16 protein-coding genes are annotated in these 17,785 nt (G+C 72.9%); 7 read left to right on the top strand and 9 right to left on the bottom strand.

Annotated features, from left to right (window positions below; all coding sequences use genetic code 11):
• Positions 1-93 precede the first annotated feature (93 nt).
• Positions 94-723 (bottom strand): MBL fold metallo-hydrolase, encoded by a 630-nt coding sequence (locus ACFYZ3_RS10555; protein ID WP_388515254.1) that lies wholly within the window; start codon positions 721-723, stop codon positions 94-96.
• Positions 723-1,811, bottom strand: a complete 1,089-nt coding sequence (locus tag ACFYZ3_RS10550) for an S-(hydroxymethyl)mycothiol dehydrogenase (protein WP_388515252.1) — start codon at positions 1,809-1,811, stop codon at positions 723-725. The genes ACFYZ3_RS10555 and ACFYZ3_RS10550 overlap by 1 nt, the downstream gene beginning before the upstream one ends.
• A 177-nt stretch (positions 1,812-1,988) precedes the next feature.
• Between ACFYZ3_RS10550 and ACFYZ3_RS10545 the strand changes: the two genes are divergently transcribed.
• Positions 1,989-3,743 (top strand): ABC transporter ATP-binding protein, encoded by a 1,755-nt coding sequence (locus ACFYZ3_RS10545; RefSeq protein WP_388515250.1) that lies wholly within the window; start codon positions 1,989-1,991, stop codon positions 3,741-3,743.
• A gap of 8 nt (positions 3,744-3,751) precedes the next feature.
• Here the strand turns inward: ACFYZ3_RS10545 and ACFYZ3_RS10540 are convergent, their stop codons facing one another.
• The gene (locus ACFYZ3_RS10540; protein WP_109030747.1) at positions 3,752-4,036 is read right to left on the bottom strand and encodes a hypothetical protein; all 285 of its coding nucleotides are present in this window, start codon (positions 4,034-4,036) and stop codon (positions 3,752-3,754) included.
• 182 nt (positions 4,037-4,218) lie between these two features.
• On the opposite strand from ACFYZ3_RS10540, the gene ACFYZ3_RS10535 reads away from it, so the two are divergent.
• Positions 4,219-4,584: a nuclear transport factor 2 family protein gene (locus ACFYZ3_RS10535; RefSeq protein WP_388515248.1), complete on the top strand. Its 366-nt coding sequence runs from the start codon at positions 4,219-4,221 to the stop codon at positions 4,582-4,584.
• A 26-nt stretch (positions 4,585-4,610) separates the two neighbouring features.
• Here the strand turns inward: ACFYZ3_RS10535 and ACFYZ3_RS10530 are convergent, their stop codons facing one another.
• The gene (locus ACFYZ3_RS10530) at positions 4,611-5,270 is read right to left on the bottom strand and encodes a TetR/AcrR family transcriptional regulator (RefSeq protein ID WP_388515246.1); all 660 of its coding nucleotides are present in this window, start codon (positions 5,268-5,270) and stop codon (positions 4,611-4,613) included.
• Positions 5,271-5,470: 200 nt separating this feature from the next.
• Here ACFYZ3_RS10530 and ACFYZ3_RS10525 point away from each other — a divergent pair, with 200 nt between their 5' ends.
• Positions 5,471-6,724, top strand: coding sequence for a YncE family protein (locus ACFYZ3_RS10525; protein ID WP_388515244.1), 1,254 nt, complete (start codon positions 5,471-5,473; stop codon positions 6,722-6,724).
• 240 nt (positions 6,725-6,964) lie between these two features.
• Here ACFYZ3_RS10525 and ACFYZ3_RS10520 read toward each other — a convergent pair whose 3' ends face one another.
• Positions 6,965-7,465, bottom strand: a complete 501-nt coding sequence (locus ACFYZ3_RS10520; RefSeq protein ID WP_388515242.1) for a metallophosphoesterase family protein — start codon at positions 7,463-7,465, stop codon at positions 6,965-6,967.
• 122 nt (positions 7,466-7,587) lie between these two features.
• Here ACFYZ3_RS10520 and ACFYZ3_RS10515 point away from each other — a divergent pair, with 122 nt between their 5' ends.
• Complete coding sequence (locus ACFYZ3_RS10515) at positions 7,588-8,172, top strand: hydrolase (RefSeq protein WP_388515241.1); 585 nt, start codon at positions 7,588-7,590, stop codon at positions 8,170-8,172.
• A 19-nt stretch (positions 8,173-8,191) separates the two neighbouring features.
• On the opposite strand, the gene rfbB is transcribed toward ACFYZ3_RS10515, so the two are convergent.
• The 4 genes from rfbB to ACFYZ3_RS10495 form a co-directional block, all read right to left on the bottom strand.
• Positions 8,192-9,166 (bottom strand): dTDP-glucose 4,6-dehydratase, encoded by a 975-nt coding sequence (rfbB, locus tag ACFYZ3_RS10510; protein ID WP_388515238.1) that lies wholly within the window; start codon positions 9,164-9,166, stop codon positions 8,192-8,194.
• A gap of 165 nt (positions 9,167-9,331) precedes the next feature.
• On the bottom strand, positions 9,332-9,511 hold the full coding sequence (locus tag ACFYZ3_RS10505) for a hypothetical protein (protein WP_388515236.1): 180 nt from the start codon (positions 9,509-9,511) through the stop codon (positions 9,332-9,334).
• A 100-nt stretch (positions 9,512-9,611) separates the two neighbouring features.
• Complete coding sequence (locus ACFYZ3_RS10500; protein WP_388515235.1) at positions 9,612-12,098, bottom strand: SpoIIE family protein phosphatase; 2,487 nt, start codon at positions 12,096-12,098, stop codon at positions 9,612-9,614.
• Between the two features lie 437 nt (positions 12,099-12,535).
• Positions 12,536-13,837, bottom strand: coding sequence for a S1 family peptidase (locus ACFYZ3_RS10495; protein ID WP_388515233.1), 1,302 nt, complete (start codon positions 13,835-13,837; stop codon positions 12,536-12,538).
• A 604-nt stretch (positions 13,838-14,441) separates the two neighbouring features.
• On the opposite strand from ACFYZ3_RS10495, the gene ACFYZ3_RS10490 reads away from it, so the two are divergent.
• The 3 genes from ACFYZ3_RS10490 (at position 14,442) to ACFYZ3_RS10480 (ending at position 17,785) form a co-directional block, all read left to right on the top strand.
• A complete protein-coding gene (locus tag ACFYZ3_RS10490) occupies positions 14,442-14,657 on the top strand; it encodes a type A2 lantipeptide (RefSeq protein ID WP_356856127.1) in 216 nt (71 codons plus the stop codon).
• Between the two features lie 102 nt (positions 14,658-14,759).
• Positions 14,760-15,566, top strand: a complete 807-nt coding sequence (locus tag ACFYZ3_RS10485) for an HlyD family efflux transporter periplasmic adaptor subunit (RefSeq protein ID WP_388515231.1) — start codon at positions 14,760-14,762, stop codon at positions 15,564-15,566.
• Complete coding sequence (locus ACFYZ3_RS10480; RefSeq protein ID WP_388515229.1) at positions 15,563-17,785, top strand: NHLP family bacteriocin export ABC transporter peptidase/permease/ATPase subunit; 2,223 nt, start codon at positions 15,563-15,565, stop codon at positions 17,783-17,785. Before ACFYZ3_RS10485 ends, ACFYZ3_RS10480 begins: the two co-directional genes overlap by 4 nt.

Raw genomic sequence — 17,785 nt, 5'->3', positions numbered from 1 at the left:
GGGAAACCGGACATCTTCTGTCACCTTTACCGCGTGTCCCCGCGTTCACGCGTTTACGCGTTTGCCGGGGCGGTCTCGGAGGCGACCGCCCGGTCAGTGCCCGCGCTTGATCCACTCGTCCAGGTGCGGGGCCTCGGCGCCGATGGTCGTGGAGTCGCCGTGACCGGTGCGGACCTCCGTCTCGGGCGGGAGGACCAGCAGCTTGTCCCGGATCGAGTCGATGATCGTCGGGAAGTGGGAGTAGGACCGGCCGGTCGCGCCGGGACCGCCCTGGAAGAGGGTGTCGCCGGTGAACACGGTCCCGAGACTGGGGTCGTAGAGGCAGACCGCGCCGGGTGCGTGGCCCGGGGTGTGCAGGACGGTCAGGTCGGCGCCGGCGGCCTCGATGACGAGGCCGTCGGTCAGCCACGCGTCGGGGTCGCGGTCGGGGTGGGTCTGCTGCCACAGGGGCAGGTCGTCGCGGTGCAGCCAGATGGTGGCGCCGGTGCGCTCGGCGAGCGCGGGCGCGGCGCCCACGTGGTCGTTGTGGGCGTGGGTGCACACGATGGCGGTGAGCCGCCGGTCCCCGACGGCCTCGGCGATCGCGTCGGCGTCGTGGGCGGCGTCGACGACCACCACCTCGTGGTCGTCGCCGACCAGCCAGACGTTGTTGTCGACGTCCCAGGTGCCGCCATCGAGGCTGAACTGCCCGGAGGTGACGAGGCGTTCGATGCGGGGAGCCATCAGAGCACCACCACCGAACGCAGCACGTCACCGGCGTGCATCCGGTCGAAGGCCTGCTCCACCTCGTCGAGCCGGATGGTCTCGGTGACGAACTTGCCGAGGTCCAGGCGGCCCTGGAGGTGGAGGTCGATCAGCATCGGGAAGTCGCGGGAGGGCAGGCAGTCGCCGTACCAGGAGGACTTGAGCGAGCCGCCGCGGCCGAACACGTCGAGCAGCGGCAGCTCCAGCTTCATCTCGGGCGTGGGCACGCCGACCAGGACGACGGTGCCGGCCAGGTCGCGGGCGTAGAAGGCCTGCCGGTAGGTCTCCGGGCGGCCGACGGCCTCGATGACGACGTCGGCGCCGAAGCCGCCGGTCAGCTCGCGGATCGCCTCGACGGGGTCGGTCTCCCGGGAGTTGACGGTGTGGGTAGCGCCCATGCCCCGGGCTGTCTCCAGCTTGCGGTCGTCGATGTCCACGGCGATCACCTTCGACGCGCCCGCCAGGTACGACCCGGCGATCGCCGCGTCGCCGACGCCGCCGCAGCCGATGACGGCGACGGTGTCGCCGCGGCCGACGTTGCCGGTGTTGATGGCGGCGCCGATGCCGGCCATCACGCCGCAGCCGAGCAGCCCGGCCACCTCGGCGGAGACGGCCGGGTCGACCTTGGTGCACTGCCCGGCGGCGACCAGGGTCTTCTCGGCGAAGGCGCCGATGCCGAGGGCCGGGGAGAGTTCCTGGCCGGTCGAGGCCAGGGTCATCTTCTGCTCGGCGTTGTGGGTGTCGAAGCAGTACCAGGGGCGCCCGCGCCGACAGGCCCGGCACTTCCCGCACACGGCACGCCAGTTGAGGATCACGAAGTCGCCGGGGGCGACGTCGGTGACACCGGCGCCGACCGACTCGACCACGCCCGCGGCCTCGTGCCCGAGCAGGAAGGGGAACTCGTCGTTGATGCCGCCCTGCTTGTAGTGCAGGTCGGTGTGGCACACCCCGCAGGCCTGGATCTTGACCACGGCCTCGCCCGGGCCGGGGTCCGGCACGACGATCGTCTCGATCCGTACCGGCTCGTCCTTGCCCGGCGCGATCACGCCGCGTACTTCCTGCGCCATGGTCCTGACCCCTTCCTCGGCCGTTCAGCGTTCCCCCAGACCCTACGCGCAAGTGATCGGAAAGGGGCAGGTGACGGGGCGGTTCCCGGAGGACGGGTGCTCTCGCGCGGACCGGCGCGTCGTGGTGTCCGGCGCCGACGTAGCCTGGGTGCCCCGTCCGTGTGCCGAAGGAGCGACGTGACCACCGCACAGCCTCAGACCGGTACGCCCGCCTGGCGGCTGCTTCTGTCCTACGTACGCCCGCACCGCACGGCCCTGTTCGCGGGCGCGCTGCTCTCCCTGGTCACGGGCGCCACCGGGCTGCTGCTGCCGCTGGTGGCGCGGGAACTGATCGACGACCTGGCGCACGACCGGGCCATCACCGGGGCGCTGCTGGCCATGTCGGGGCTCGTGGTCGCCAACACGGCGCTGGGCGCGCTGGGTTCGTACGTACTGCGGCGCACCGCGGAGTCGGTGGTGCTCGGGGCGCGGCGCACCCTGTCGTCGTATCTGCTGCGGCTGCGGATCGCGGCGGTGGACCGCACCGAGCCCGGTGACCTGATGGCCCGGATCACCTCCGACACGACGCTGCTGCGCGAGGTGACCACCGACTCCCTCATCGGCCTCGGCACCGGCGGGCTGACGCTGGTGGCGACGCTGGTGATGATGGGTGTCGTCGATCCCGTGCTCCTCGGGGTGACGCTGGCGGTGGTGCTGGGCGCGGGCACGGTGCTGGGGCTGATCGTGCCGCGCATCAACCGGGCGAGCCGGCAGGCGCAGGACGCGGTGGGCGTGATGGGCGCCGCGCTGGAGCGGATCCTCGGCGCGCTGCGCACGGTGAAGGCGTCGGGCGCCGAGCCCCGGGAGGAGCGGGTGCTGCACGAGGCCGCCGAGGAGTCCTGGCGGCAGAGTGTGCGCGCCGCCAAGTGGTCGGCCGCCGCGGGCAACACGGCGGGGCTCGCGATGCAGATCGCCTTCATCACGGTGCTCGCGGTGGGCGGGGCGCGGGTGGCGACGGGAGCGATCGACGTGGGCACGCTGGTCGCGTTCCTGCTGTTCGTCTTCTATCTGATGTCCCCGATCCAGCAGGTCGTCGGCGCGATCACGCAGTACCAGACGGGCCGGGCGGCGCTGGGCCGGATCCAGGACGCGCTGCTCCTGCCCGCGGAGCCGCAGGCCCGGCCGGTCCCACTGCCGTCGCCGGGCGCGCCACCGGCGTCCGTAGCCTTCCGCGAGGTCCGCTTCCGCTACGCCGACGATCTTCCGTACGTCCACCACGGGGTGAGCTTCGAGGTGCCGGCCCGCGGGATGACGGCGTTCGTCGGTCCGTCCGGTGCGGGCAAGACCACCGTCTTCTCCCTCGTCGAGCGCTTCTACGACCCGGACTCCGGGGAGATCACGCTGGACGGCCGCAGCCTCGCCGACTGGGAACTGTCCTCGCTGCGGGCCTCGATCGGCTATGTGGAGCAGGACGCCCCGGTGCTGTCCGGTTCGCTGCGGGACAACCTGCTGCTGGGCAATCCGGAGGGGGACGAGGCGACCCTCGCCGCCGTACTGAAGACGACCCGCCTGGACGGTCTGGTCGAACGGCTGCCGAACGGGCTGGAGACGCTCGTCGGGCATCGGGGCACCAAGCTGTCCGGGGGTGAGCGCCAGCGGGTGGCCATCGCCCGTGCGCTGTTGCGCCGGCCGCGTCTGCTGCTGCTCGACGAGGCCACCTCGCAGCTGGACGCGGTCAACGAGGCGGCGCTGCGCGACACCGTGGCGGACGTGGCCCGGACCACCACGGTGCTGGTGGTCGCACACCGGCTGTCCACGGTGACGACGGCGGACCGGATCGTGGTGATGGACGCGGGGCGCGTGCGTGCGGTCGGCACGCACCGGGAGCTGGTGACCGCCGATCCGCTGTACGCGGAGCTGGCGGCCACCCAGTTCCTGGCGACCGGTGGCTGACGCGGGCGTCAGCCAAGGGCGGGGACCACGCCGAAGACGGGCGAGACCAGGCCGGTGACCTGCTGGAGCTGCTGGAGGTCCTGGAGCCGGTGCAGCTGCTGGGACGGGAGGGGCATCCGCGCCCGGTCCTCGGCGGGCATGTCACCGACCGCGAGCGAGTCGAGGGTGTTGGTCACGCTGAGCTTCTCCGTGCCCAGCGGACCCCCGCCGGCCGCGCTCGCCATCGGAGCGGCGAGGCCGGTGACACCGGCGGCGAGCCCGACGACGGCGACGATACGTCGTGTTGAGATCATGTGCTGAGCAACGCGGGCGGGCACGGCGTGGACACGGGCGGGCGGCGCCGCTCACCCGTGAGGACCAGTGTCACGGTCACCGTTGCCGTGGCAGCCGGGACGGAGGAAGCTCGAAGGGAGAGGGCCGAGGCGGCCCGTTCGAGCTCCGGGTCGCGGGCCCTCGACGTCCGAAGGAGGTCGTCATGGGTACCACGGCAGGCCCCGGCTTCGACACCGAAGCGCTGCGCCGGGGCATCGAAGGAGAGACGGCGGCGCCCCTGTTGTCGCTGTACGCGCCGGACGCGGAGGTCCGCATCGTCGACCGGTACGACCAGCCCAGCCGTCCCAAGGTCCTGCACGGCCGGGACGAGATCGCCGAGATGCTCGACGACGTCTACAGCCGCGACATGACCCACCGGATGGCACGCTGTGTGGTCCAGGGTGACCAGGTCGCGTTCTCCGAGGAGTGCACCTATCCGGACGGCGTGCGGGTGCTCGCGGAGTCGATGCTGTCGCTGCGCGACGGTGAGATCGTCGAGCAGACCATGATCCAGGCCTGGGACGAGTAGCCGGCGGTCTGCCGAGGGCGGGCCGGTCAGCCCTCCGGAGGCGGGCCGGGCGGGCGCAGGACGGCCAGGAGCTGGTGGACCAGTTCGTCGACGACCTCGTCGAGGGTCGCGTCCACCCAGCCCGCGCTGTAGTCGTGCAGCAGGCCGTTGACGCCGCCGATGAACGCGGTGGCAGCGAGCCGGTAGTCACGGGCCGCCGCCTCCCCGCGTACGGCGGCCGACCGGGCCTCGGCGCAGATGAGGTCGACCCAGCGGGCCCGGCGGGCCAGCCGCTGTTCCTCCAGGCGCGGGCTGACGCCGACGATCTCCACGAAGGTGATGCGGACGCGGCGCGGATCGGCGGTGACGTTGGCGGCGTAGGCGCGGAAGATCACGGCGGCGCGGTCGGGGAGGGGCAGGCCGCGGGCGCCCGCGGCCGCGGTGCGGACGGCCTCCTCGGCCCAGGCGTTGACCTGGAGGTGGAGCGCGGCGAGCACGTCCTCCAGGGTGCGGAACTCCTCGTAGAACTGGCGGGTGGACAGACCTGCGGCGTCGCTGAGGGCCGCGACGGTCGTGGCGCGGTAGCCGGGGCTGTCGCCGAACAGCTGGAGTGCGGCGTCGAGGAAGCGCCGGCGGCGCTCGGCCTGCCGCTGCGCGGCCGACTTGCCGCCGTAGCGGCCCGTCGGTGCCCTGAGCCTGCCCGCCACCCGCTGCCTCCTCCCACGCGCCGACTCCTCGCTCTCCGGCCGATTTTGTCGTGTCCGCGACCTTGTGGAGAAGGGCACTCCTTCCTTACTTTGCAGTAAGTTCACTCTGAAAGCGGCTGTGTTCAGATTGCGCGCTCCCGCGCGCCAGCACCCCGTGCTCCAGCACCCCCACACCACGCCCCCTGCCGGAGGAGAGCACCATGCCCGCCTTCTCGACCAGGCACCTCGGCGCCGTAGCCGCCGCCCTCGCCCTCACCGTCGCCGCCCCCGCCGCCACGGCCTCGGCCGTTCCGGACGCCCCCGCCGCCCTGCGCGAGGTGATGTTCGTCGGCAACAACTGGGACGGCACCGCGGACGTCATCCGGTCCACCGGTGACTTCGCGAGGATCGGCCGGATCGACGTCGTCCCGGACAAGGCGGAGCGGATGGCGGAGATCAACGCCGATCCGATCAAGTGGATCTACTTCCAGGCCATCCGCAACGGCGTCGGCGAGGGACACGACCAGCTCGTCGACGACATGTACTCGACCCCGGACGGCGCCTCGGTGGTCGTCTCCCGGCCGAGCTTCGCCGACGTGGTCTCCGTCGACCTCGCCACCGGCGACATCAACTGGCGCTTCCCCGTCTCGGGCTACCGCTCCGACCACATGGCGGTCTCCCCCGACGGCACCCGGGTCGCCGTCTCGGCGTCGACCTCGAACACCGTGCACGTCCTGGACATCGAGACGGGTGAGCAGGTCGGCTCGTTCGGCACCGGCGACAAGCCCCACGAGAACATCTTCAGCAGCGACGGCAGGTACATCTGGAACATGTCCATCGGCGAGGTGAACACCGCGCTCGACGCCCCCTGGCTCGACTGGACGAAGGGCGACCGGCGCATCACGGTCGTGGACGCGAGGACGTACGAGCGGGTCAGGGTCATCGACATGCGCGAGCGGCTCGACGCGATCGGCCTCGGCGACCACTCGGACGCGGTGCGGCCCGCCGTCTTCTCGCCCGACGAGTCGAAGCTGTACTTCCAGGTCTCGTTCTTCAACGGCTTCTTCGAGTACGACGTCGCCGGGGACCGGATCACCCGGACGAAGACCCTGCCGAAGAACCCCGCCACCAGCGAGGACCGCACGAAGTGGGTCAACGACTCGCGCCACCACGGCCTCTCGATGAGCCCGGACGGCGCCCGGATCTGCGTCGCGGGCACGATGGACGACTATGCGACGGTCGTGGACCGCGACACCCTCCAGGAGGGACCGCTCGTGCCCGCGGCCAAGCCCTACTGGGCCACGGTCAGCGGCGACGGCACGCACTGCGTGGTCTCCGAGAGCGGCGCCGACCAGGTGACGGCCATCGACTTCGCCACCGGCGAGAAGTCGGTCTCCGTGCCCGTCGGCGATCACCCGCAGCGGGTCCGCATCGGCCATGTGGCGGCGGACTGGACGGGGCCGTCGGCCGGCTGAGGCGCCACGCGGTCCGGGCCGGGCGGATCGTCCCCGCACACATGTGTGAGGCGGCCCGGCACGGGTAGTCGCCCGGAAACGGACGAGGCATGCATGCCCTCGACACCACTGCCCCGGAAGGAGGTCCGTGACAGCGCACTCCAGAAGAAGCGCCCGGGCCGCTTCCTCCGACACGGAGCGGCCCGGTCCGCACCGGGCGGCGCCCTCACGGGTGCCGCCCGTCCCGCTGCGGGCCGCTGCTCACCGCTGCGGCAGCCGGTGCAGCTCGACGTCCCGCAGTCGCCCGTCGGCGACCGTGGCGGTCATGTAGGTGCGGTACGGCTGACGGCGCCGGTCCGTCGGCGAACCGGGGTTGAGCAGTCGCAGGCCGGTGGCGGTGGTGGTGTCCCACGGAATGTGGCTGTGCCCGAAGACGAGGACGTCCAGGTCGGGGAAGCGGGCGGCGCAGCGGGCCTCCCGCCCCTGTGCGGCGCCCGTCTCGTGGACGACGCCGAAGCGCAGGCCGCCGAGGTCCGCGCAGGCCACCTCGGGCAGCCGGGCACGCAGCGCGGGTCCGTCGTTGTTGCCGTGGACGCCGACGAGTCTGCGGCTGCGGCTCTCCAGCAGGTCGAGGGTGGCCGTGTCGACCCAGTCCCCCGCGTGCAGGACGACGTCCGCGCGCGGAAGCTCCGCCAGCAACGGCGCCGGCAGTTCTTTCGCGCGCTTGGGCAGGTGGGTGTCGGACGTGATCAGCAGACGCACGCGGTCCAGCTTAATCGACAGGTAAAACTGTGCAGGCTTGGCTGGACAGTTTTACCTGTCGAAATTACCGTGGGTTCGACCGCGGCCGAACCGCGTGAGAACCATCCGAAAGGCACCGCCTCATGACCGTCACCGCCCTGGACCCCCGTACCGCCCTCGTCGTGATCGACCTCCAGGCCGGGATCGTCGCCGCGCCCACCGAGCCGTACACCGGCGCCGAGGTCGTGGCCCGGAGTGCCGAACTGGCCGAAGCCTTCCGGGCCCGCGACCTGCCCGTGGTGCTGGTCCGGGTCTCCTTCGCCGCCGACGGGGCGGACGCCGTGCCCGGTCGCACGGAGGCGGGCGGCGCCGGCGGGCCGCGGCCCGAGGGCTGGGACGTCGTCGTCGACGAACTGGCCGGGCACCCCGGCGACCTCACCGTCACCAAGCGCAACTGGGGCGCGTTCCACGGCACCGGTCTCGATGTCCAGCTGCGCCGCCGCGGCGTCACCCAGATCGTGCTGACCGGCATCGCCACCAGCATCGGTGTGGAGTCCACCGCCCGCGCCGCCCACGAGCACGGCTATCACGTCACGCTGGCGACGGACGCCATGAGCGACATGAGTGCCGAGGCGCACCGGGGCAGCGTCGAGCGGATCTTCCCGCGCCTGGGCGAGACGGGCACGACGCGGGACATCCTGGACCTGCTGGCCAAGACGCACGGCTGACCCGTCCGGACCAGGCCCGTCACCCCGCGTCGGCGCGCCGCTCGAGCGGCTCCCACCAGGCCCGGTTGTCCCGGTACCAGGCGACGGTCTCGGCCAGCCCGGTCGCGAAGTCGCGATGGGGGCGGTAGCCCAGTTCCTCGCGGGCCTTGCTCCAGTCGACCGAGTAGCGCAGGTCGTGGCCCTTGCGGTCCTCGACGTGCACGACCCGGTCGGGCCCCGCGCCGCAGGCGTCGAGGAGCAGGCCCGTGAGGTCGCGGTTGCTCAGCTCGGTGCCGCCGCCGATGTTGTAGACCTCGCCGGCCCGGCCGCGGGTGCGGACCATGTCGACGCCCCGGCAGTGGTCGTCGACGTGCAGCCAGTCGCGGACGTTGCGGCCGTCCCCGTACAGCGGGACCCGGTGGCCGTCCAGGAGACGGGTGACGAACAGCGGCACGAGCTTCTCGGGGAACTGGCGCGGGCCGTAGTTGTTGGAGCACCGGGTCACCCGTACGTCGAGGCCGTGGGTGCGGTGGTAGGAGAGGGCCAGCAGGTCGCCCGACGCCTTCGAGGCGGAGTACGGGGAACTCGGCCGCAGGGGGTGCTCCTCGGTCGCCGATCCGGAGCCGACGGAGCCGTAGACCTCGTCGGTGGAGACGTGCACGAAGGGGCCCACCCCGTGGCGCAGGGCGGCGTCGAGCAGGTTCTGGGTGCCGACGACGTTGGTGAGGACGAAGTCGGAGGCGGCGTGGATGGAGCGGTCCACGTGGGACTCGGCGGCGAAGTGCACCACCTGGTCGGCCCCGGCGGTCAGCTTGTCCACGAGCGCCGCGTCGCGGATGTCGCCGTGCACGAACTCCAGCCGGGGGTGGCCGAGTTCGAGGTTGGCGGTGGTTCCGGCGTAGGTGAGGGCGTCCAGCACGGTGATCCGCGGTGCGCCGGGCGCGTCGGAGGCGAGCAGCCCGCGGACGTACCGGGAGCCGATGAATCCGGCGGCGCCGGTGACCAGGATGTTCATGAGCGGATCCGTGCCATGTCGCGGGCTCCGTGCCCTCTTGCGGGTACTGCGGGACGCCTGTGACGGTACCGGCGTGCCCCTCGCGGTCCGCGACCGCCCCGGAACGCGCACCGCGCCGGCACGAAGGCCGGCGCGCTGGGCGGTGTCACCACCCTCGGGGCTCGGTCAGTCCTCGCCCCGGACGATGTTCGACTCCTGGCCCGGTTGCGGTGCGTGGACGGTGCTGCCGTCCTCCACGGCGGGTACACAGGTGCGCATCACGCCCCTGCTCCGCAGGCGACGGGCCTTCGACCAGCCTGTCTCCAGCCGACGGACGGCGGGTTTGCCGCCGGTGTCCGTGGTCACGGGGCATCATCTTCCTTCTGGTTCCGCTTCTGGTGTGTTCGCCCGTCCGGGTCCCCGCGCGGCGACCCGTGAAACCCGGGGGGCGCGCGGCCCGCGAGGCTCAGCCGCCGCCCACCGGTATCTCGCTCCACACCTGCTTGCCCCCGCTGACCGGCAGCGTCCCCCAGGTGGCCGACATCGCCTCGACGAGGAGGATGCCGCGTCCGCCCGTGGCCTCCCAGCCGATGCTGGTCGGCTTGACGGGCGTGCGCGGCGAGGCGTCGGCGACGGCCACGCGCAGCCGTCCGCCGATCAGCGTGAGGTCGAGCCGTACCCTGCCGTCGGTGTGCACGAGCGCGTTGGTGACCAGCTCGGAGACGATCAGGAGCACTCCGTCGATGTCGTCGTCCGGTACTCCCCAGGTGCGCAGGGTGCGCCGGGTGAAGCGGCGGGCGTGCCGCACGGCCTCGGGCAGCCGCCACACCGACCAGCTCTCGCGCAGCGGGCGCAGTGCCATTCCGTCGTAGCGCACCAGCAGCAGGGCCACGTCGTCGTTGCGGCGCGCGTTGCCGAGCAGGGCGTCGGCGACGAGTCCGAGGTGCCCGGGGGCGGAGACGGCCAGCGCGTGCGCGAACCGGTCCATGCCCTCGTCGATGTCGGACTCCGGCGTCTCCACGAGGCCGTCCGTGGTGAGGGCGATCAGCGTGCCGGGACGCAGCCGCAGCGGGCTCATCGGGAAGTCGGCCTGGGTCACCACGCCGAGCGGCGGGCCGCCCTCCACCTCCGCGATCTCGGTGCTGCCGTCGGGGTGGCGCAGCACCGGTGGCAGGTGGCCCGCGCGCACGCACCAGGCGGAGCCCTCCTCCATGTCGAGGTCGACGTAGACGCAGGTGGCGAAGAGGTCGGTCTCCATGCCGGTCAGCAGCCGGTTGGCGTGGGAGACGACGACGTCCGGCGGGTGGCCCTCGACGGCGTAGGCGCGCAGGGCGGTGCGCATCTGGCCCATGAGGGTGGCCGCACCGGCGCTGTGGCCCTGGACGTCGCCGATGACGAGGGCGACGTGATGATCGGGCAGCGGGATCACGTCGTACCAGTCGCCGCCCAGCTCCAGGCCCGCCGTGCTGGGCAGGTAGCGGGCGACGGCGACCGCGCCGGGCAGTTTGGGCAGGCGGCGCGGCAGCAGCTGGCGCTGGAGCATGCCGACCAGCTCGTGCTCGGCGTCGAAGGCGTGGGCGCGCATCAGGGCCTGTCCGGCCAGGCCCGCGGAGGCGGTGAGCAGGGCGCGCTCGTCGGGGCCGAAGTCGTGCGGGGTGTCCCAGCCGATCAGGCAGGCACCGGCCATGCGTCCGCCGGCGGGCAGCGGCAGTACGGCGAGGCCGCCGGGGCCGACGTCTGCGAGGGCGGGTTCCAGGTCGCCGGTGCCGGCGGGCCAGATACGGGCGCGGCCCTCGCGCAGCGCGGCGGCCAGGGTGGGCATGGCCCGTACCGGTGCGTCCGGCCACTCGGTGCGCCATTCCAGGCGCCACAGTTCGGGCCAGGACTCGGGGTCGGGCGGGTCGAGGACGGTGACGACGAGCCGGTCGTTCTCCAGCTCGGCCAGCGCGATGCGGTCGGCCCTGAGCGGTCTGCGCAGGGCGGCGACGACGGCCTGGCTGACGTCGCGGACGGTCCCGGCGGTGGCGAGCGCGGCGGCGAGCCGCTGGACGCGGGCGACGTCGGTCACGTCCGGACGCAGAGTGGAGGCGTCGGCCACGGTGCCGACCAGGAGGGCCGGCCGGCCGTCGCCGCCGGGCAGCAGGCGCCCGCTGAGCCGCAGCCACTTCGGCGGGCCGGTGGGCTGCAGCACCCGGAACTCCAGCTCGCGCTCACCGATCGTCATGTGGTCGGACTCGGTCACCGACATCAGCGAGGGCAGGTCCTCCGGCACGGTGAGGCCGAGCAGTGTCTCGACCTTGCCGTCGAACTCCCCGGGGGCGAGTCCGAACAGCCGCAGGATGTCGTCGCCGACCTCCGCCCGGCCGGTGTCCATGGCCAGGGTGAAGGCGTCCGGCTGGAGGTCACCGGCCTCGGCGCGCTCGGCGGTCCCGGCCGGGGCGGGGCAGGTCATCGCCTCGGCGATCACCTCCAGGCACGTGCGGTCGTCGGTGTCGAACCCGTCCGGGCGCTCGGTCAGGGCGAGGAGGCAGCCGCCGCCGCCCCCGCGTACGGGCAGGACGGCGAGCGAGAAGCCGCTGGACGGCACATGCCGTGACTCCGCCGATCCGGCGAACTCCTCCGGCCCGATCCACACCGCCTGGCCGGCGCGGTGGGCGTCGGCGACCGGGGAGCCGCCGGACGCGGGGTAGCTGTCGCGTACGCCGTACAGGGTGCGGGGCACTCCGGCCGACTCGACCAGGCAGAGCAACTCGCGGTCGTCGCCCGGTGTGTACAGCGCGGCGAAGGAGGCGCCCGCGAAGACCAGCGCCTGTTCGAGGATCCCGCGCAGCCGCTCGTGCGGCACCGGTCCGGCCACGATCGCGTTCAGGGCGCCCTCGGCACGCAGCGTCCTCGGTCCGCGTTCCGCAGCGTCCTCTCCGGCCACCTGGCCATTACAGCGCTTATGGGTCATCTGCGCAGCCCCTGGGGACCGGGGACCGGCGACCAGGAGCACTCCGGGGCTCGCGGACAGGCACTTCGCGCCCGCGCCGCTGCGCGGAGGAACACGAACCGGTGCGTCAGGCGGCGCGGCCCGGGGGGGCAGACCGGCCGCGCCGAGCCATCCGCGCCCCGCGCCCCCGTCACGAGGGCGCGCGGGCCACGGACACCCGTCCCCGGCTGCCGCCCGCAGCCGGACGGCAGGTGCGTCAGGCAGCGCGCCCGGGGACAGACCGGCCGCGCCGAGCCGTCCGCGGCCCGCGCCTCCGTCGCACGGGCGCGCGGGGCACGGACACCTGCTGCCGGCTGCGGCCGCCAGGTCGGCGCGTCCACCGGTCACCCGGACCGGACCGAGCTGCCGCCCGGCCCCGGCGAGGGTCGGGCGGCAGCCCGGGCCGGGACAACGTGGCGTCAGCCCGTCAGCCCCGAACCGTCCGCACCGCCGACGGCCGCACCGTCACCCGCGTCCGCCGTACCGGCACCACCGTCGCCCGCACCCCCCGCATCGCCCGCGTCACCCGCGCCGGCACCGCCGTCACCGGCGTCCCCCGCACCGCCGTCGCCCGCGTCTCCGGCGCCCGCACCGCCGTCCCCGCCCCCAAGGGTCGCGCCGACCGCCTCCAGGGCCGTGGTGACCGGCTGGAAGAAGGTCTCGCCGCCGACCGTGCAGTCACCGCTGCCGCCGGAGGTCAGGCCGATCGCGAGGCCGTCGCGCGTGAAGAGGGAGCCGCCGCTGTCGCCTGGCTCGGCGCAGACGTCGGTCTGTATGAGGCCGGTGACCGTGCCCTCGGGGTAGTTGACGGTGGCGTCCAGGCCGAGCACCTGCCCGTCGGCCAGCCCGGTCGTACTGCCCATGCGGAAGACCTCCTGGCCGACCGCCGCCTCGGCGGCCCCGCTGATCGGGAGGGTCTGGTCGCCGAGGTTGACCTCGCTCGGCGCCTGGGTCGCCGGGTCGTCGTACCTGACGAGCGCGAAGTCGCCCTCGCCGGGGAAGACCGCCTGGTCGACGGTGGCGATCGGCTGGCCGCCCTGTGCGTCGGACCACTGGTCGGCCGCGACCCCGCAGTGACCGGCCGTCAGGAAGGCGGGCGAGCCGTCGCCCGCGGTGACGTTGAAGCCGAGGGAGCAGCGCGCTCCGCCGCCGAAGATCGCGTCGCCGCCCGACGCGAAGGTCTTGAAGGTGCCCGCGGACTTCCTGACCGTCGCCATGCCGGAGCCGAGGCCGTCGACGGTGGACTCCAGCCGGTCCCACCGGTCGCCGGTGACGGTGCTGTCGGCGGTCACCAGGATCTTGTTGGTGCGCGGGTCGATCGCCCACGAGGTCCCGGGGATGCTCGCCTCGGCCTTCAGGGTCTGCGCGCCGCTGCGCAGCTCGCCCATGCTGTTGTCGACCTCGCGCACCTCCGCGCCCGCCTTCTCGGCCTGCGCGACCACCTGGTCGTCGTCGCCGGGGACGACGTTGACGACGAGTTGCTGCGCGCCGGAGTCGTAGTAGGAACCGGCGAAGGTGTCGCCGAGCAGGCCGGCCAGCCGTGCGGCGAGATCCGACGCGTCCGCCGCCTTGAGGGTCCTGGGTGCCGCGGCGGCATCGTCCGAGGAGCCGCCGTCCTGCGAGGCGTTGGCGTTCGGCAGCAGGATCGCGGCCGCGCCGAGCGCCACCACACCGCCCGCCGCCATCGCGGCCCTGCGCTTCGGGATTCGCTTGTGACTCAACCTTCTCGACCTCCTGGGACCGGGGTTGGCACCCGCCGGTCCGGCAGCTGTTGGGGGCGCCTGGACGGCTGTTGGTACGCACGGGCCGGGCGGCGTGTTCAGACGGTCCGTCGGCTCGCACCGCAGGCACGCCGATCCGCGCGCCACTCCGGCACCCTCCGCGTTCGCCCGACGACACACCGTCGCGATCACGGAGCGGAATGACTGCTTCAGCGAATCTGCACATCGAATGCCCAACCCGGTCACTCCCGTTGGAGCATCTGCACAAGCCCGCGGCGGCCCGTACGCCTTTGGGGCCGGAGTGTCCCAATCACCTCGGCAGGGGCAAGGGATCGCACGAGCCGATCTCGCGCACCGTGTGAAGAAGTCGCCGCGAAGGCGTGCGCACCCCTGCACGCTTGGGCGCGCGGGCCTCGCAAGTGTGCTGGTGAGAGGGGTGTTTGATTGGAAGCCCGGACCGGCCGCGTGCTTTGATCCATCGCACCGCGGGGGCCGCGGAGGGCTCCGGAAAAGGGCGCCCGGCGCCCGCGGTCGCGGCCGTCATCTGTCCCCAGAGGGGGCCGCTCCCCCCTTGTGAAATAGCTATACGAAGGGAAGTTCCATCATGAACTCCACCCCCCAGGTTGAGACCGTCGAGATCTCCGACGCCGACCTCGACAACGTCTCCGGCGGCCTGAACGTCAACGCCGTCGGCACCGTCACCGGCCTGGTGGACGGCATCGCCCCGGTCTCCGGCCTGCTCGACACGGTCGTCGGCACGGTCGAGGGTGCCACCGGCCTGAACACGGCCCCGGTCCAGGGCCTGGTCGCCGGTCTCTGATCGCGCCCTTGCGTCGCTGAGTCCCGGAGCCGTCCAGGCTCCGGGACTTTTCGGCCGTTCTCCCCCTTCGGCCGTTCTCACCGAGCCCTGGATACGTCAGCCGTGCAGTTCCGCCAACAGGCCCTCGCAAAACTCCAGTCACCGGAGGAGCTCGATCTCCCGGTGCGTTTCGCCCGCCCCCAGGGCTGGCTGGTGCTGTCCGTGACGGTGATCGCCATGGCCGCCGCGTCCGTGTGGGCGGTGGGCGGCTCGGTGACCTCCACCGTGTCCGCGCCCGCCATCCTCACCCACGGCCAGGGCAGTTACCTCCTGCAAAGTCCCGTCTCCGGGCAGGTCACCGCGGTCCTCGCCCGTCCGGGTCAGCGGCTGGCCGCCGACGCCCCGGTGCTGAAGGTCCGCACCGCGAAGGGCGAGACGGTGGTCCGCACGGTCGACGCCGGCCGGGTCAGCGCACTCGCGGCCACCGTCGGGCAGATCATCGGTACCGGCGCGAACGTCGCGTCCGTCGAGAAGGTCGCCCACGCCGACGACCCCCTCTACGCCACCGTGTACGTCCCCGCCGAGAAGGCCGCCGCCATCCCCGCGCACGCCTTTGTCGACCTGACCGTCCAGTCGGTGCCGACCCAGCAGTACGGCGTCCTGCACGGGGAGGTGAAGTCCGTGGACCGCTCGGCCCAGTCGGCGCAGACGATCGGCGCGTTCCTCGGGGACAGCGCGCTCGGCGAGCAGTTCACCGAGGACGGCAGGCCGGTCGCCGTGACGGTGCGGCTGGACACCTCCAAGTCCACGAAGAGCGGCTACGAGTGGTCCTCGGCCGACGGACCGCCCTTCGGACTGACCTCCATGACCCTGGCCTCGGGCTCGATCCGGCTGGCCGACCAGCGTCCCGTCGATTGGCTGCTGCCGTGAGCACCGCACAGGAGACCCGGGGCAGACGCCGCGCCGCCCCGCCGAGGCGCAGCGTGCCGAAGAGCCGCGCGAAGACCGTCCGCACGCCCACCGTGCTCCAGATGGAGGCCGTGGAGTGCGGTGCCGCTTCCCTCGCCATGGTGCTGGGGCACTACGGCCGCCATGTCCCGCTGGAGGAGCTGCGGATCGCCTGCGGCGTCTCCCGCGACGGGTCCCGGGCGAGCAATCTGCTGAAGGCGGCGCGCAGTTACGGGTTCACCGCCAAGGGCATGCAGATGGACCTGGCCGCCCTGGCGGAGGTGACGGCACCGGCCATCCTCTTCTGGGAGTTCAACCACTACGTCGTCTACGACGGCATGGGCCGCCGGTTCGGGCGGCGCGGCGTGTTCATCAACGACCCGGGCAAGGGCCGCCGTTTCGTGTCCCTGGAGGACTTCGACGGCTCCTTCACCGGTGTGGTGCTGACCATGGAGCCCGGTGACGGCTTCGCCCGCGGCGGCCGCAAGCCCGGTGTGCTCGGCGCGATGCCCGCCCGGCTGCGCGGAACCGCGGGCACGCTGCCCGCCGCCGTGCTGGCCAGCCTGCTCCTGGTGGCGGTCGGCGCGGCGGTGCCCGCGCTCAGCCGCACCTACATCGACATGTTCCTCATCGGGGGGCAGACCTCGCTGCTCGGCGTGCTGTTCGCGTCGATGGGGGCCTGCGTCCTGCTCACGGTGGTGCTGACCTGGCTCCAGCAGGCCAACCTGCTGCACGGCCGCATCATCTCCTCCACCCTCTCCAGCGCCCGCTTCCTGCGGCACCTGCTGCGGCTGCCGGTGACCTTCTTCTCCCAGCGCAGCCCCGCCGACCTGGTGCAGCGCCTTCAGTCCAACGACGCCGTCGCCGAAACGCTGGCCCGCGACCTCGCCGCGGCGGGCGTGGACGCGATCGTGGTCGTCCTGTACGCCGTGCTGCTGTACACGTACGACCCGCAGCTCACCTTCGTCGGCATCGGTGTGGCGCTGCTCAACATCCTCGCGATGCGGGTCGTCATCCGGCTGCGCGCGACCCGTACGGCCAAGCTGCGGGCGGACACGGCGCGGCTGACCAACACCGCGTACACCGGCCTCCAGCTGATCGAGACGATGAAGGCGACCGGCGGCGAGGACGGCTACTTCCGCAAGTGGGCCGGCCAGCACGCCACCACGCTGGAGGAGCAGCAGCGGCTCGGGGTGCCGAGTGCCTGGCTGGGCGTGGTCGCGCCGACGCTGGCGACGCTGAACAGCGGGCTGATCCTGTGGATCGGCGGCATGCGCGCGGTCGAGGGGCACATCTCGGTGGGGCTGCTGGTCGCCTTCCAGGCGCTGGTGGTCCGCTTCACCGCGCCGCTGACCCGGCTGAACGGTGTCGCGGGCCGCATCCAGGACTTCGCGGCCGACGTGGCCCGGCTGAAGGACGTGGAGAACTTCCGGGCGGATCCGCTCTACGACCGCCCCGGTGGCGGCGACTCCACCCGCCGGCTGCGCGGGCACGTGGAGCTGCAGAACGTCTCCTTCGGCTACAACCCGCTCGACAAGCCGCTGCTGACCGGCTTCGACCTGACCGTGGGGCCGGGGCAGCAGGTGGCCCTGGTCGGCGGTTCGGGCAGCGGCAAGTCGACCGTGTCGCGGCTGATCTCGGGCCTGTACGCGCCCTGGGACGGCGTGATCCGCATCGACGGGCAGCGGCTCGACGACATCCCGCGCGGGGCGCTGGCGTCCTCCGTCTCCTTCGTCGACCAGGACGTGTTCCTGTTCGAGGGCTCGGTGCGCGACAACGTGGCGCTGTGGGACCCGTCGATCCCCGACGACGCCGTGGTGGAGGCGCTGAAGGACGCCGCGCTGTACGACGTGGTGACGCGCAGGCCGGGCGGCCTGCACAGCCCGGTGGAGCAGGACGGCCGCAACTTCTCCGGCGGGCAGCGCCAGCGCCTGGAGATCGCGCGGGCCCTGGTGCGCCGGCCCAGCATCCTCGTCCTGGACGAGGTGACCAGCGCGCTGGACGCGGAGACCGAGCTGGTGGTGATGGACAACCTGCGCCGGCGCGGTTGCGCGTGCGTGGTGATCGCGCACCGGCTGAGCACGGTGCGGGACAGCGACGAGATCGTCGTCCTCGACCACGGCACGGTCGTGGAGCGCGGGCGGCACGAGGAGCTGCTGGCGCGCGGTGGCGCGTACGCGGCGCTGGTCAGGGAGCGGTGA

It is taken from the genome of Streptomyces sp. NPDC001599, from assembly GCF_042893535.1.
Taxonomy (GTDB): domain Bacteria; phylum Actinomycetota; class Actinomycetes; order Streptomycetales; family Streptomycetaceae; genus Streptomyces.
Note: the sequence above shows the minus strand (reverse complement) of the source record. Positions and strands in the feature narration are given on the sequence as shown.

Coding starts and splice junctions, on each gene's coding strand:
- ACFYZ3_RS10555 (WP_388515254.1), bottom strand. CDS start 723: ATGGCTCCCCGCATCGAACGCCTCGTCACCTCCGGGCAGTTCAGCCTC.
- ACFYZ3_RS10550 (WP_388515252.1), bottom strand. CDS start 1,811: ATGGCGCAGGAAGTACGCGGCGTGATCGCGCCGGGCAAGGACGAGCCG.
- ACFYZ3_RS10540 (WP_109030747.1), bottom strand. CDS start 4,036: ATGATCTCAACACGACGTATCGTCGCCGTCGTCGGGCTCGCCGCCGGT.
- ACFYZ3_RS10535 (WP_388515248.1), top strand. CDS start 4,219: ATGGGTACCACGGCAGGCCCCGGCTTCGACACCGAAGCGCTGCGCCGG.
- ACFYZ3_RS10525 (WP_388515244.1), top strand. CDS start 5,471: ATGCCCGCCTTCTCGACCAGGCACCTCGGCGCCGTAGCCGCCGCCCTC.
- ACFYZ3_RS10515 (WP_388515241.1), top strand. CDS start 7,588: ATGACCGTCACCGCCCTGGACCCCCGTACCGCCCTCGTCGTGATCGAC.
- rfbB (WP_388515238.1), bottom strand. CDS start 9,166: ATGAACATCCTGGTCACCGGCGCCGCCGGATTCATCGGCTCCCGGTAC.
- ACFYZ3_RS10500 (WP_388515235.1), bottom strand. CDS start 12,098: ATGACCCATAAGCGCTGTAATGGCCAGGTGGCCGGAGAGGACGCTGCG.
- ACFYZ3_RS10490 (WP_356856127.1), top strand. CDS start 14,442: ATGAACTCCACCCCCCAGGTTGAGACCGTCGAGATCTCCGACGCCGAC.